Consider the following 14242-nt stretch of genomic DNA (forward strand, 5'->3'; position numbering starts at 1 on the left):
TGGCAAAGAGGCAGAGCTTTACGCCATGCCAAGGGCCCCACTATTAGGGGGGCTGTCGCCGCAGGCGACTGGGGGGGTGAGCCGTAAGCGGCTGCCGGAGTCAAACCCCACCGTCATCCCTGCGGGATGCCACCGCCCCTAATAGGGGCGGCCTTGGCAAAGAGGCAGAGCTTTACGCCATGCCAAGGGCCCCACTATTAGGGGGGCTGGCACGCGGAGCGTGACTGAGGGGTTTAGTCCCGGGGAGCTTTATTTAATGCTTATAATAATTGATCAAACACCCGTCTGCCAAAATCTCCCGCTCATCGGAGGTCAGCGGTGCCATATAGAGGGCAAAGGGCTTCACTTCCTCCCCCAGCACATAGGCAGGGATGTTCTGCAGATCGCCCTTAAGGGCTTCCCGGACACGGGGGATGAGGATGTAGTCCCCCAGGCCGAAGGGAGCCGCACCGTTGAGCTGGAAGGGCAGCATGCCCCAGTTGATGAGGTTGGAGCGGTAACGCTTGGTGGCGTACTCGTTGACGATGTTGGCCCCGGCCCCCAGCACACGCTGGCAGCTGGCGGCCTGCTCACGGGCAGAGCCGTCGCCGGGCTTGACGGCAAAAATGGTGGAGGCCAGCTGTACATCGTCCCAGGTCAGGGCCTCGCAGCCGGGCACGGCACGGATCTTTGCCAGCAGGGCGGCATCCCCCTGCCCTGCCCGGCGGGCGGCTTCCTCGGCCTGCACGGCCTTGGCGCGCCCCACATAGGCGGGGTCCTTGCGGCTGAGGGTGAACTCGGCCAGACCCAGGGGGTTGGAGCGGTAGGAAGAGGTCTCACCCGAGGGGATGAGCTCGTCCGTGGTGGTGACGGGGTCGGTGATGTAGGAGGCCACCTTCAGCAGCAGGTTGTCGCCCAGCGGGGCGATCTCGGGCCAGTCCTTGATGTTGGGGCCCAGCTTGAGCAGGGCATCATAATCGCCGTGGCCAAAGCCCTGATACACCCGGGCCTCGTAGCTGGAGGGATCGTAGTGATATTCGGGCACGGTGGGGTCGTAATCCACCTCCGTTGCGGGGGTCAGGATGCCGCCGTTGGCCGTGGTGGCGGCAATGCTGCGGGCATCCATCAGGGCCACGCCTGCCAGCTGGCCGCTGCCGGGCTTGGAGCCCTCGCGGCTGGGGAAGTTGCGGGTGGTGTGGCGGATGGACAGCGCCCCATTGGCGGGCACATCGCCCGCGCCGAAGCAGGGGCCGCAGAAGGCCGTGCGGATGGTGGCACCGCTGGCCATCAGGTCGGTGAGCACGCCGGTGCGGTTCAGCTCCATCATAATGGGCTGGCTGCCGGGGTAAACGCTGAGGGCGTAATCCCCGCAGCCGCCGGTATGGCCCTTGAGGATGGAAGCGGCCTCGTAGATGCTGTCGAACAGGCCGCCCGCGCAGCCCGCGATGACTCCCTGATCCACTCGGAGCCTGCCGTTTTCGATCTTGCTGCACAGATCCAGCTTCACGTCGGAGCGGCCCACCAGCTTCTGGACGTTCTCCTCGCATTCGTGGAGGATGTCCTTGAGGTTGGCGTTCAGCTCCTCGATGGGAAAGGCGTTGGAGGGGTGCATGGGCAGGGCGATCATGGGCCGGATCTTGGAAAGGTCCACGCTCACCACGCCGTCGTAATAGGCCAGCTCTGCCGGGTGGAGGGGCTTGTAGTCCCCTGCCCTGCCATGGACCGTGAGGAACTGCCGGGTCTTTTCATCGGTCTCCCAGATGGAGGAAAGGCAGGTAGTCTCAGTGGTCATGGCATCAATGGCGTTGCGGGTGTCCTGCCGCAGGGAGGCGATGCCGGGGCCCACAAACTCCATGACCTTGTTCTTGACATAACCGCTCTTGAACAGCTCGCCCACCAGTGCAATGGCCACATCGTGGGGGCCGCAGCCCGCGGGCAGAGCGCCGGTCAGGCAGATGGCCACCACGCCGGGGCGGGCCACATCGTAGGTGCGGCCCAGCAGCTGCTTTGCCAGCTCGCCGCCGCCCTCGCCGATGGCCATGGTGCCCAGTGCGCCGTAGCGGGTGTGGGAATCGGAACCAAGGATCATTTTGCCGCAGCCCGCAAAGCGCTCGCGCATGTACTGGTGGATGACCGCCATGTGGGGCGGCACAAAGATGCCGCCGTACTTTTTGGCAGCGGACAGGCCGAAGCGGTGGTCATCCTCGTTGATGGTGCCGCCCACGGCGCACAGGCTGTTGTGGCAGTTGGTCAGCACATAGGGGATGGGGAACTTTTCCAGCCCCGAGGCGCGGGCCGTCTGGATAATGCCCACAAAGGTGATGTCGTGGCTTGCCATGGCATCAAACTTGATCCGGAGATCCCGGTCGCTGCCGCTGGTGTTGTGGGCGGTGAGGATGCCGTAGGCCATGGTGCCCTTGTAGGCCTGGCCGGCCTGCTCCGCAGTCACGCCCGCGGCTGCCAGTGCCGCAGGAGCCTGCGCGTCGGCGGGCACCCACTGCCCCCGCAGGTAGTATGCACCCGAGGTGCTGCATTTGATCGATTCCAACATAATACTTTCCCCTCGCTTTTGCAAAAAAGGACTGCGGCGCTCCGGGGACAACCCCCCAGTCTCGCTTTGCTCGACAGCCCCCCTAGTAGTGGGGCCCTTGGCATGGCGTAAAGCTTTGCCATTTTGCCAAGGCCGCCCCTAGTAGGCAACAACGACGACCGCCGCCAGTGGCGGAAGCAGGGAGGAGTTGTTGGGGCAGCGGCCAGCAGGACGCAAGTGCAAAACTTTGCACGAAGCGGACGCTGGGAGCCGCAACCTGTACGGTGGCATTGCGAAGCAATGACGGTGGGGTTTTCCAGAGCACCAGCAGTCCTGTCAATCAGTCAAACAGCATATCGTGGATGGCGCTGACCGCCTTGTCAGCGTCGTCACGGGCAATGATGCAGGAGATCTTGATCTCACTGGTGGAGATCATCTTGATGTTGATGTTGTTGTTGGAGAGTGCCTCGAACATCTTGGAGGCAACGCCGCTGTGGCTCTGCATACCGGCACCCACGATGGAGACCTTTGCGCAGGTTTCGTCGCAGGTGGCATCCTTGAACTTGCCGCTCTCCTTGAGCACGCGCATGGCGGTCTCAGCCTCACCCTCGGCGCAGGTGAAGGAGATATCCTTCTTGCCGTCGCGGCCGGTGGACTGCAGGATGATATCCACGTTGATGTTCTTCTGGGCCAGCAGGCCAAAGATCTTGAAGCTGGTGCCCGGCTCATCGGGAACGTTCAGGATCGTGATAACGGCAACATCGGTGTCCTTTGCAACACCCTTGATCAGCATACCTTCCATGTCTTTTGTAACCTCCTTGACCACCGTACCGGGCACGGGATTCAGGCTGGACAGCACTTCCAGCTCCACATTATACTTCTTTGCCAGCTCCACGCTGCGGTTGTTCAGCACCTGCGCACCCAGAGAGGCCAGCTCCAGCATCTCGTCAAAGGTGATCTCTTCCAGCTTGCGGGTGTTGCGCACCTTGCGGGGGTCTGCGGTGTAAACGCCTTCCACATCGGTGTAGATCTGGCAGCGGTCTGCGTGCAGGGCCGCTGCAATGGCCACGGCGCTGGTATCAGAGCCGCCGCGGCCCAGGGTGGTGATATCATCCAGCTTGTTCAGGCCCTGGAAGCCTGCCACGACCACCACGCGGTTGCGCTCCAGCTCGGAGGAAATGCGCTCGGTCTCCATGCGGGTGATGCGTGCCTTGGTGTAGGCACGGTCGGTGCGGAAGCCCGCCTGCCAGCCCGTCAGGCTGGTGGCGTGGCAGCCCAGCTCGTTCAGGGCCATGGCCAGCAGCGCGATGCTGATCTCCTCACCGGCAGCCAGCAGCATATCCATCTCACGGGCCGAAGGGTTGTGGGTGATCTCAGCAGCCTTTGCGATCAGGTCGTCGGTGGTGTCGCCCTGTGCGGACACCACCACCACCACGTCATTGCCCGCCTTGTGGGTGTTGGCCACGATGCGGGCCACGTTGAAGATACGGTTCCGGTCCTTCACCGAAGAACCGCCGAACTTCTGTACGATCAACGCCATAGTTTGTCACTCTCCTCTAGTTTCTCCCAATTTATATCATTCCACAGTTGCGCCGGTATTATCTGCATCCAGCTCTAACAGTGTAAATGCTTCACATCCGTCCAGGCCTTCCAGCGTTTCCAGCCCGGCACGCAGCCCGGCATAAAAGCGCTCAGCCTCCGCGCGCTCGGCCACCGCCATCACGGTGGAACCGGCACCCGATACATACACGGCCTTTGCCCCGCACTGCTTTGCCAGCGCGAACACCTCCCGGGAACCGGGCATCAGGGGCATCCGGTAGGGCTGGTGGAGCTTATCCTCGGTGGCAATGCCCAGCAGGTCATGCCGGCCCTCACAGAAGGCGGCAGGTACCAGCGCGGCCCGGGACAGGTTATACACGGCATCCTTGTGGGCCACCTGCTTGGGCAGGGCCGCGCGGGCGGCCTCCGTCAGCAGCTTGTAATCCGGCACGATGGCCGCAAAGCAGAGGCTCTGGTCCACATCTCGCTTGACGGAGTAGACCACGCCGTCCTCAAAGACGCTGCTGGTCAAACCACCCAGCAGGGCCGGGGCCACGTTGTCGGGGTGGCCCTCAATGGCCGTGGCCAGCGTCAGCAGCTCCTGGGTGTTGAGCACATCGCCCAGCATCCGGTTCGCGCCCAGCAGGCCCGCGATGATGCAGGCCGAGGAGGAACCCAGGCCCCGGGCCATGGGGATGGGGTTGGTCTGCACGATCTTCAGGGGCGGGATCTTCTTGCCCACCTTGTCGAACAGGCCCTTGGCCGAGCGGTACACCAAATTGCTCTCGTTGCGGGGGATGCGGGTGCCGTCCGCCGCCGAGATGTCCAGCTTATCGCTCTCCTCAAAGGTCACGGTGTTGTACAGGGTCACGGCCAGACCCAGCGCGTCGAAGCCGGAGCCCACGTTGGCGCTGGTGGCCGGAACAGAAACTTTGATCTTCATCGTCCGTCCCCTTTTCTCATGCTTCCTCGGGCAGCTTTTTCAGCACCAGCTTCACGCTGCCGCCCACGGTCTCCACCTTGCGGGCTGCCTCGGCCATGGCCTTTGCATCGGCCTGCTCCACCAGATAGGAGCAGCCGTCAAAGTGCTCATCCACCACACGGCCCTTACCGTAGATGGCTTCCACCACGGCGGGAGCAACGCCCGCTGCACGCACATAATATGCGGCGGGAGCCGGGTCGGTGAGCATCCCCTCCACCGGCTCCGCAGGCTGCCAGAACAGGCTGTCGTGGACCTTGGAGCCGTTCTTGAGGGCATCCACCACATCGGCCACCACGGCGCTGGCGGTGGGCAGCTTGCCCGCGCCCTTGCCGTAGAACACCACGTCGCCCAGCATATCGCCCTTGACCAGCACGGCGTTGAACACATCGTCCACACCGGCCAGCTGGTGGCTCTTGGGCACCAGGCAGGGCTCCACACCGGCGGCCACGCTGCCGTCGTCGCCCCGCTTCATCCACGCGATGAGCTTGATGACGCAGTTCAGCCGCTCCGCCGCAGCCACATCGGCCACGGTGATGTCCCGGATGCCCCGGGTGGGGATGTTCTGGGGGTAGATCTGGTGGCCGCAGACCAGCGAGGACAGGATGGCGATCTTGCGGCAGGCATCCCGGCCGTCCACATCGTCGCCGGGGTCCTTGGTCTCGGCATAGCCCAGCTCCTGCGCGATCTTCAGGGCCTCGTCAAAGCCCAGGTTCTCCCGCACCATCTTGGTCAGCATGAAGTTGGTGGTGCCGTTCACGATGCCCTCCACCTCGGTGATGACGTTGGCGGCCAGGCACTGATGCATCGGGGTGATGATGGGGGTGCCGCCGCCCACGGAGGCCTCGAACAGGAAGGCACAGTTGTGGGCCTTGGCCAGCGCCAGCAGCTCCGCGCCGTAGGTGGCCACCATCTCCTTGTTGGAGGTGCACACGCTGCGGCCGCTCTCGAGGCAGGCCTTGACATAGGGGTATGCAAAACGGGTGCCGCCGATGGTCTCCACCACCACCCGGATCTCCGGGTCTTCCAGAATGGTATCGAAGTTCTTGATGAAGAGGTTTGCCGCCGGATGAGCAGAGAAATCCTTGGGGTCAAGGATGTACTTGACCTCCACCGGCTCACCGGCCCGGCGGGAAACACCGGCGGCATTGCGGCACAGCACCTCGTACACGCCGCTGCCCACCGTGCCAAAGCCTAAAATCGCGATCTTTGCCATAGTTCAACCCTCGTTCCTATTTCCTGACTGTTCTTGGTGCCCTTACAGGTTATACCCGCAGTGCACGCCCACCACCATGCGCTGGCGGCTCAACCGCTCCGTCAGCTCCTCAGGGGTCATCTGCATGGTATCGGTGCGGATGGTAACGGCAACCAGCGCTGCGCCGTTTTCCGGCGTGGACTGGTTGATGGTAACGATGCTTGCCCCGGCTGCGCTGATGCCCGCCAGCAGGCTTTGCAGCGCGCCTGTTTCATCCCGGAGCGTTGCCATTACGGTCACGACCTCGCGGCCATTTTCGGAATCAAAGATGCAGTCCTTATATTTATAAAAAGCACTGCGCGAAAGATCCACGCTGCGGGTCGCAGCCGAGATGCTGCGCACTTCCCCGCTTGCCAGAAGCTCCTTGGCCTTGACCACTTTCAGGAAGACCTCGGGCAGGACCTCCGCGTCCACCAGATAAAAACGGCGTTCCAACTTGTTCACCTCACAAACACAAGTGTTCTTACAGGGAATATAATAGCATCCGGCCCCCTGCATTGCAAGAGACCGGATGCTTTTTTGTCAGATTATCCAGTTTTGGAGCGTGAAGTGGCAAGCTGTCGCACCGGAATTGAGAAAGTGTGACTTTTAATAGAGGCTGGCCTTGCGCCCTCTCCGTCATCCCTGCGGGATGCCACCTCTCCCAAAGGGAGAGGCTATTGCGGCCCAGCCTTTAGGGGGTGCTGACGGGGTTAAACCTCTCAGCCGTCGCTGACGCTCGGCAGCTCCCCTAGTAGGGGAGCCCTTGGCAGGCCGTCGCGTTTTCGTGGTCTGGCGCTTCGCTCCTGTTTGCCCTGCTGGCGCAAAGTCTTACCCTTGCGGCAGGAGTGCATTTTGGAGCCAATAGGCGATCATTGCGAAAAATGAACCCTATGCCAAGGCCTCCCCTACTAGGGGAGGTGGCATCGAGCGAAGCGATGATGACGGAGAGGTTTAGCCTTCAGCACCCTCTCCCCTTGCAGATGCGTTGGCTCTCCCTTTGGGAGAGCTGTCGAGCGCAGCGAGACTGAGAGGGCCGTCTGGAAGCGCCGCCTGAGAGGTTCAATCCGTATCCAGCCCGGTGGTATCCTGACCCACAACGGGGGCGGTGTCCGCGCTCTGTGCTGCGGCCACGCCGCTGCTGTGGGAGTAGTTGCAGGTATCGGGCAGGTCATCGGCACGGTAGTAGCCGGTGGCGCGGCTGGGGCAGTTGGCCCCGGCCAGCAGGCCGCTCTGGGTGCAGTAGGCGCGCTCCACCACGCCGTCGCTGGTGGGGAATGCCTTATAGGGCAGGTTTGCCTGTACCTGCTCCATATAAGCCTTCCACGCCATGACACAGGTGCGGGTCTTGGCCTGATTCTTGCCCAGGGTGTTGGTCATATCGTAAGGCGCGTCGTAGCCCCACCAGACAGCGGTAACGTAGTAGGGCGTGCCGCCCACGAACCACAGATCCTTTTCGTCGCTGGCGGTACCGGTCTTACCAAAGGACTCCATGCCGTTGGAGTTGGGGTAGCGGCCGCTGGCGGTGCCCACGTTGGAGTAGAGCACGTTCTTGAGCAGACGGTTCATAATATAGGCTGTCTGCGGGGTCAGGGCCTGATAGCTGGTGGCGTTGTTTTCCAGGTAGATGTTGCCGTCCCGGTCCAGCACACGGGTGTACAGGTGCGGGGTGGTGTACTCGCCGTCATAGAAGATCTGGAAGGCAGCGGCCAGCGCCGTGGGGGTCACGCCGTGGGTCTGGCTGCCCATGACCATCTGGGCAAGGCCCACGTCGTTGGCGGGGTCCAGGGTGGTCAGCTGCAGGGTGTTGTAGACAAAGTTGAAGATGTTGCTTGCGCCCACCAGGTCGCCCACCCGGATGGCGATGGTGTTCAGGGAGCGGGCCAGACCGTTCCACAGGGGCAGGTCGCTGCCGTCGCCATAGTTGCCGCCGTAGTTGCGGGGCCAGCTGCGCCATGCGTTGGGGTAGGCCTTGAGCTGACTGTCGGAAAGGCCCATCAGGCCGTTTTTGCGGCAGTAGTCCTCATCCCGGATGACCATGTCCTGCTTCTGGTACAGGGGCGAGTTGTTGAGCATGGTGGACCAGTTCACCAGCCCGTACTCCACGCCCAGCGCGTACGCGCCGATGGGCTTGATGGTGGAGCCGGTCTGCCGGGTCACACTGTAAGCACGGTTCAGGGAAAGGCTCTTGGTCTTTTCGCCCAGACCGCCCACCATGGCCAGCACGTTGCCGTCATAGTCCAGCGTGACCATGGCCGCCTGGGTGCGGACATTGCGGTAGTAGTACACGGTGCCGTCGTCGCCGGTGCGGGTCTTGGGGGTGCCATCGGCGTTCAACACCTGCACGTCATCGTCCGAGATGCTGGTCACCTCTTCCTCATGCCAGCCGGCCGGGAAGTAAGCGTCGCCCTCGTTGAGCATCAGGTTCTCCATGGCCGTCTGCATCTTGGGGTTGACGGTGGCCTCGATGGTATAGCCGCCGGTGTAGAGCATGGACTGGGCCGTGGATTCGTCCACGCCCTCCTTGTCCATGATGTCGTGGACCACCTCGGTGAAGAGGGCATCGGTGAAGTAGCTGGTCACGGAGGAGGTCTTCTTGTTGGTGTCCTCCTCGGCCAGCACAAGGGGCTGGGCCGCGCCGTTGCGGTAATCCTCCTCCGAGATGATGCCCTGCTGCCACATATTATACATGATGAAGTTGCGGCGGTGGATCAGGTTCTCGGGGTTGGTGTAGGGGTTGTAGTTGGTGGGGTTCTTGGTGATGGACGCGATGGTGGCGCACTCCCAGAGGGTGAGCTGGCTCACGTCCTTGTTGAAATACTCGTTGGCCGCTGTCTGAACGCCCTGAATGGTGCCGGTGAAGCTGATGGTGTTCAGGTAGGCCTCCAGAATGGTCTCCTTGGAGTAAGCGCGGCTCAGGCAGAGGGCGCGGTAGATCTCGCGCAGCTTGCGCAGCGCACCCTCCACGCCGCTGGCGCTCTTGTCGCTGGTCAGGTTCTTGATGAGCTGCTGCTCCAGCGTGGAAGCGCCCTGCTTGGAGCTGTAAATGGGCAGCAGATACTCGTTGACCATGGCACCGATGGTGCGCTTGAAGTTCACGCCCGGCTCGTTGTAGAAATCCTTGTCCTCGGTGCAGATGAACGCATACTGCAGGTTGGTGGGGATCTGTTCCAGGTCTGCCCAGACGCGGTGGCTGTTGGAGGAGCGCAGGGTGGCATACTCCACCTGCGCGCCGGTGTCGGGGTCGGTGGCCACCACGGTGCTGGACTGGCTCAGCTCGATGTTGTCCAGGTCCAGCAGGTTGCCGTCGTTGGCCGTGGCCTGCACCGCGTAGTACACCGCCGCCACTGCCGCCAGGCTGCACACCATGATGCCCAGGCAGATGAGGGTGGCCAGCGTGCGGCCCAGCGCCCTGAGGATGGGGTGCTTCGCCTTTTCCCGGGGCTCCTTTGGCTCCCTGGGGGCACGCCCGCGCTTGGGCGGCTCTTCCCTGCGGCTGTTGCTCACATTCACTTTACGTCCCCCCGTGGGCTGCACGTCCGTGCGTGCAGCGCCGCGGTGGATCTTTCTCGATTCGTTTGAGATAAGGATCGCCTCCTACCTGCTTAAACGGTTATTCCTGACAAGTTCATCCTCTCTTCCATCCTCACCCTCTCAGTCTCGCTTCGCTCGACAGCTCCCCCAAAGTGGGAGCTTCTGACGAAATCGGAAACTTTGCCGGGTGCTGCCAAGGCCTCTCCCTTTGGGAGAGGTGGCAATGCGCCAGCATTGACGGAGAGGGCGAGCCCGCTGTCGGGGCTGAACCCTATTTCTAATCAGATACTGCTAGTATAGCACACTTCCCCCCGTAAAGTACAGCATTCCGGTGTGAAAATTGTGCACTTCTGTCTCAGGGGCGGCATTTTTGCGCATACTACCGCTGGAAAGACCCGCTGGAAAGGAGTGATTTTCTCCATGCAGAAAGTAGTTCTCTGCCTGTTTTACGCCCTGTGCGCCTTTGCCATCGCCTTCAGCCTGTTCTGGATGGCCCTGCCCCGGCTGGCGCTTCCCTCCCCTGCACCGGGAGCGGACAGCGCCGCCGAAACGCCGGTGCCCTCCGAGCCGAGCCTTGCGGCCCAGACTCTGCCCGACACCGGCCAGCCCACCCAATACCTGCTCCGGGACGAAGGCGGCATGGTAGCCGTCTACACCTGCGGGCCGGACGGTTCCCCCACCCGCCTTGCCCGGCAGACAGATATTTACGTCAATCTCCTGCCAGAGAATGACGCACTGCGTGTCAAGCAGGGCATGGCAGTGACGGGAGATGCCGCCCTGCAGGAGGTGCTGGAGGACCTGGGCGGGTGAACCGCTCCGTCCGGACTGCGGCCCCCAGCGTGAACTTGACAAAACATCGCAAATCAACTATACTATGAACAGAAAGAGCGCTGACCGCAATATGGCCAGCTCCACGTTCCCTTTTAAGTCAAAAAGATTGACCGCCGAGTTTGTGAGACTGGGGGCGGTCAATCTTTTTTGCTTTTATCGTTCTTCTCGTGAGAAATTTTCCAGCCAGCATCAAATGCCGCTTTCGCAACTGAAACGAGCAGGCTCAAAAGAGCAATTGCTACCGTCAGTACAGCGCAAACTTCTGTCAGAGTCATCCGACATCCCTCCCTTCGCCGACAGGCGGCTCCGGGAAAGGATCCAATTCAAAAAAGTTCCGTTCCCATCCGCCTGGCTTCCTTCCGGAAAATAGGCATTCGGGAGCGCGAAGTTGACCACCTGCATTGCAGACAGCGCTTTTCTCCTGCTGTTTCCAGCATTAGCTACAGTATAGCATAGAAACCGACAATGTGCAATCAACAACCCCCCTGTACCAGACCATGGCACAGGGGGGTTGTTTTGCGGTTTTGTTTCAGCCGGAGTGCAATTTTACTCCACGCTGATCATATAATAGTATACGGGCTGGCCGCCGCGGATGTGGCTGACCTCAACGTGGTTGGGGCACTTTGCCTTGACGATCTCGGTCAGCTTCTCGGCCTCCTCGTCGGAGACATCACAGCCGGAGATGATGGTGACAAAGCTGGAGTCCTTCTTGCACATGCTGCGGGCCAGGCGGTAGGTGGCCTTGGTCAGGTCGGTGGAGGTGGCAACGATCTTGCCGTTCTCCAGAGCCATGATCTCGCCCTTCCGGATCCGCTTGCCGTCAAACTCGCTGTCGCGGGCGGCGTAGGTGATGAGGCCGGTGCTGACCTTGTCGGCGGCGGCCATCATGTTGATGGTGTTGGTCTCAGCGTTGGCAGAGGGGTCGAAGTTGAGCAGCGCGGTGATGCCCATGGGCACGGTGCGGGTGGGCAGAACGATCACCTGACGGTCAGCCAGCTTCTGGGCCTGCTCCGCTGCCATGATGATGTTCTTGTTGTTGGGCAGCACGAACACGGTCTTGGCGGGCACGCTCTGGATGGCAGCAAGGATGTCCTCGGTGGCGGGGTTCATAGTCTGGCCGCCGGAGACGACAGCGTCCGCAGCCAGGTCGGTGAACACGGCCTTCAGGCCCTCACCGGCGGCAACGGCCACAAAGCCGTAGTCACGGCTGGGATCCACTGCGGCGTAAACGAACTCGCTGGCCTGTGCGGGGGCCTTTTCAGCGGAGGCCTGCTTTTCCAGGCTCTTGCCCTGCTTCTGGCGGGCCAGGAACTGCTCGTGCATGTTCTCGATCTTGAAGTTGGTCAGGTAGCCGTACTTGATGGCCTCGCTCAGGATCTTGCCGGGGTCAGCGGTATGGACATGCAGGTTGATGACATCGTCATCCTCGATGCAGACCACGCTGTCGCCGTTGGATTCAGCAAAGGCGCGCATCTTTGCGGCGCTTGCGCCCTCGTACTTGTTGATGAGGAACTGGGTGCAGTAGCCGTTCTTGATGTCCTCCACCTTCATCAGGTCGTCGGTGAACACGCCCTTGCCTGCGTTCTCGGTGGAGAGCTTGGCCTTGTTGGGGGTGCCCTCGCCGCCGGCCACCATGGGCTCGCCGTGGAACACCTTGCCCATACCCTCAAAGATGATCATAATGCCCTGGCCGCCTGCGTCCACAACGCCGGCCTTTTTCAGCACGGGCAGCAGGTTGGGGGTATCCTCCAGCGCCTTCTGGCCTGCGGTCATCACCACGTCCCACAGGGCGGGGATCTCCTCGGCACCGCAGGCGGCAGCTTCCTCGCTGGCCACCCGGGCAACGGTCAGGATGGTGCCCTCGGTGGGCTTCATCACGGCCTTGTAGGCACCCTCCACGCCCTTTTTCAGGGCGGCGATGATGTCGGCGGTGTCGGCTTCCTTCTTGCCTTCCAGCGCCTTGGAAAAGCCGCGGAACAGCAGGCTGGTGATCACGCCGGAGTTGCCGCGCGCACCGCGCAGCATGGCGGAGGCAGCGGTCTTGGCGGCCTCACCCACGGTGCAACCGTCGTCCAGCGCGTTCAGCTCTGCCACGGAGGCACCCACCGTCATGCCCATGTTGGTGCCGGTGTCGCCATCGGGCACAGGGAAAACGTTCAGCTCGTCCACGCGGGAGCGCTGGTTGTTGATGTTGTTCGCGCCGGAGATGATCGCGTCGCGCAGGATCTTACCAGAAATCATTGTCCTTACTCCTTAATAAAAAGTTCCATCAGGCGATCACGTCGTCCACCGACACGATCACACGGGCAACCTTCAGGCCGGTGGCCTGCTCCACTTCGTCCTTGACGCGGTGCGAGATGCTGCGCGCGGCGGTGGAGATGTTGAGCCCGTAGCTGACGGCAATGTGCAGCTCGATCACGAGACGGCCCTCTTCCTGTGTGACACGAACGCCCTTTTCAGAGTAATCGTTGCCGCGCACCACGCTCTTGACCACGTCGGTCAGGTCGCGGGGGGTCATTGCGGCCACGCCGTAGCATTGTTTGGTTGCTTCGCCTACCAGCGTAGAGAAGTACTCGGCGGAAAAGCTGACATCTCCCAGCGGGAAACGGGAAGTGATCATAGTCGCTCTGCTCCTTTATTTGAAATCTTGTTGGGGTGGCCCGGCTTGCGGCGGCAAACCCGCCGCATACCGGGAAAGGAATCGGTATCCCTATTATACAACTTCCCACGCCCTGTGTACAGCACAATTTCCAAAGGGCGGGCAATGTGAGCCGATTCGTGCTCCTATTATACCACAAAACCCTGCCCTGTGCACGGTTTTCCTGCATGTTTTGCAAAAAGGCCGGACGCGACTGTGAATAAATTCTAAAAAGTATGATTTTTGACTTTATCCGCCTGTGGAAAAGTGCTAAAATCAAAGCAGAGGAACGGGAGCTGCGCCCTTACGGCAGAACCACTGTTTACGATAGGATAACGATTGGAGAGCTGTTTGATGAACATTTTGTTTTTCCTTTCCCCCAAGCAGGACCTGATGTATGTCTACGATGACTTCACCCTGCGGCAGACGCTGGAAAAATGGGAGAACAACCGCTACGCATCCATCCCGGTGCTCAACCGCAAGGGCGAGTATGTGGGCACCCTGACCGAGGGGGATATCCTCTGGGGGCTGAAACAGCAGCACGGGCTGGACATTGAAGCCGCCGAGGATGTGCCCATCTCGAGCTTTGCCCACAAGCGGGATTACAAGGCCGTGACCGTCACCACCAGCATGGACCAGCTGATCGAAGCGGCCATGAACCAGAACTTTGTGCCCGTGGTGGACGACCGGGGCATCTTTATCGGCATCGTGCGGCGGCAGGCCATCATCCGCTACTGCTACGACAAGGCCCGCACCGAGGCCCGGAAGGCCCAGAGCGCCCCGGATGCCTGCCCCAAGGGCAGCCTTGCGGCGGGAGGGTAAGGCCCTCACCCTCTCAGTCAAAGCCTTGCGGCTTTGCCAGCTCCCCCGAAGGGGGAGCCAAGACATCACAGAGGGCAGCTGAAGCTGAAGGCCGGGCCGCCCTTGCCTCTCCCTTCGGGAGAGGTGGCATTGCGCAAGCAATGACGGAGAGGGTGA

At 61.6% G+C, this 14242-nt stretch carries 11 protein-coding genes; 2 read left to right on the top strand and 9 right to left on the bottom strand.

What is annotated here, in order from left to right; translation table 11 throughout:
• Positions 1 to 253 precede the first annotated feature (253 nt).
• From J3353_RS14360 to J3353_RS14385, 6 genes are all read right to left on the bottom strand, one after another.
• Positions 254 to 2530, bottom strand: coding sequence for a hydratase (locus J3353_RS14360; protein WP_207685105.1), 2277 nt, complete (start codon positions 2528 to 2530; stop codon positions 254 to 256).
• 319 nt (positions 2531 to 2849) lie between these two features.
• Entirely contained in the window at positions 2850 to 4049 is a 1200-nt protein-coding gene (locus tag J3353_RS14365; protein ID WP_156057782.1) for an aspartate kinase, read from the bottom strand.
• Positions 4050 to 4085: 36 nt separating this feature from the next.
• Complete coding sequence (gene thrB / locus J3353_RS14370; protein ID WP_005933837.1) at positions 4086 to 4991, bottom strand: homoserine kinase; 906 nt, start codon at positions 4989 to 4991, stop codon at positions 4086 to 4088.
• Between the two features lie 16 nt (positions 4992 to 5007).
• Positions 5008 to 6243, bottom strand: a complete 1236-nt coding sequence (locus J3353_RS14375) for a homoserine dehydrogenase (protein WP_005933838.1) — start codon at positions 6241 to 6243, stop codon at positions 5008 to 5010.
• Positions 6244 to 6285: 42 nt separating this feature from the next.
• Complete coding sequence (locus J3353_RS14380) at positions 6286 to 6726, bottom strand: ACT domain-containing protein (RefSeq protein WP_035394385.1); 441 nt, start codon at positions 6724 to 6726, stop codon at positions 6286 to 6288.
• Between the two features lie 597 nt (positions 6727 to 7323).
• Positions 7324 to 9774, bottom strand: a complete 2451-nt coding sequence (locus J3353_RS14385) for a transglycosylase domain-containing protein (RefSeq protein WP_207685106.1) — start codon at positions 9772 to 9774, stop codon at positions 7324 to 7326.
• 441 nt (positions 9775 to 10215) lie between these two features.
• Here J3353_RS14385 and J3353_RS14390 point away from each other — a divergent pair, with 441 nt between their 5' ends.
• Positions 10216 to 10605 (top strand): hypothetical protein, encoded by a 390-nt coding sequence (locus J3353_RS14390; protein ID WP_242700986.1) that lies wholly within the window; start codon positions 10216 to 10218, stop codon positions 10603 to 10605.
• A gap of 158 nt (positions 10606 to 10763) precedes the next feature.
• On the opposite strand, the gene J3353_RS14395 is transcribed toward J3353_RS14390, so the two are convergent.
• The 3 genes from J3353_RS14395 to J3353_RS14405 form a co-directional block, all read right to left on the bottom strand.
• Entirely contained in the window at positions 10764 to 10901 is a 138-nt protein-coding gene (locus tag J3353_RS14395; RefSeq protein WP_005933846.1) for a hypothetical protein, read from the bottom strand.
• Between the two features lie 271 nt (positions 10902 to 11172).
• Positions 11173 to 12867 (bottom strand): DAK2 domain-containing protein, encoded by a 1695-nt coding sequence (locus tag J3353_RS14400; RefSeq protein ID WP_005933847.1) that lies wholly within the window; start codon positions 12865 to 12867, stop codon positions 11173 to 11175.
• A gap of 28 nt (positions 12868 to 12895) precedes the next feature.
• A complete protein-coding gene (locus J3353_RS14405; protein WP_005933848.1) occupies positions 12896 to 13246 on the bottom strand; it encodes an Asp23/Gls24 family envelope stress response protein in 351 nt (116 codons plus the stop codon).
• Between the two features lie 372 nt (positions 13247 to 13618).
• Here J3353_RS14405 and J3353_RS14410 point away from each other — a divergent pair, with 372 nt between their 5' ends.
• Positions 13619 to 14086 carry a CBS domain-containing protein gene (locus tag J3353_RS14410; protein ID WP_097770740.1) on the top strand — a complete coding sequence of 156 codons (468 nt, stop codon included), beginning with the start codon at positions 13619 to 13621 and terminating at the stop codon, positions 14084 to 14086.
• Positions 14087 to 14242 lie beyond the last annotated feature (156 nt).

This window comes from Faecalibacterium sp. Marseille-Q4137, assembly GCF_017377535.1.
Taxonomy (GTDB): Bacteria; Bacillota; Clostridia; order Oscillospirales; family Ruminococcaceae; genus Faecalibacterium; species Faecalibacterium duncaniae.

Coding starts and splice junctions, on each gene's coding strand:
- thrB (WP_005933837.1), bottom strand. CDS start 4,991: ATGAAGATCAAAGTTTCTGTTCCGGCCACCAGCGCCAACGTGGGCTCC.
- J3353_RS14405 (WP_005933848.1), bottom strand. CDS start 13,246: ATGATCACTTCCCGTTTCCCGCTGGGAGATGTCAGCTTTTCCGCCGAG.
- J3353_RS14360 (WP_207685105.1), bottom strand. CDS start 2,530: ATGTTGGAATCGATCAAATGCAGCACCTCGGGTGCATACTACCTGCGG.
- J3353_RS14395 (WP_005933846.1), bottom strand. CDS start 10,901: ATGACTCTGACAGAAGTTTGCGCTGTACTGACGGTAGCAATTGCTCTT.
- J3353_RS14400 (WP_005933847.1), bottom strand. CDS start 12,867: ATGATTTCTGGTAAGATCCTGCGCGACGCGATCATCTCCGGCGCGAAC.
- J3353_RS14375 (WP_005933838.1), bottom strand. CDS start 6,243: ATGGCAAAGATCGCGATTTTAGGCTTTGGCACGGTGGGCAGCGGCGTG.
- J3353_RS14365 (WP_156057782.1), bottom strand. CDS start 4,049: ATGGCGTTGATCGTACAGAAGTTCGGCGGTTCTTCGGTGAAGGACCGG.
- J3353_RS14390 (WP_242700986.1), top strand. CDS start 10,216: ATGCAGAAAGTAGTTCTCTGCCTGTTTTACGCCCTGTGCGCCTTTGCC.
- J3353_RS14410 (WP_097770740.1), top strand. CDS start 13,619: ATGAACATTTTGTTTTTCCTTTCCCCCAAGCAGGACCTGATGTATGTC.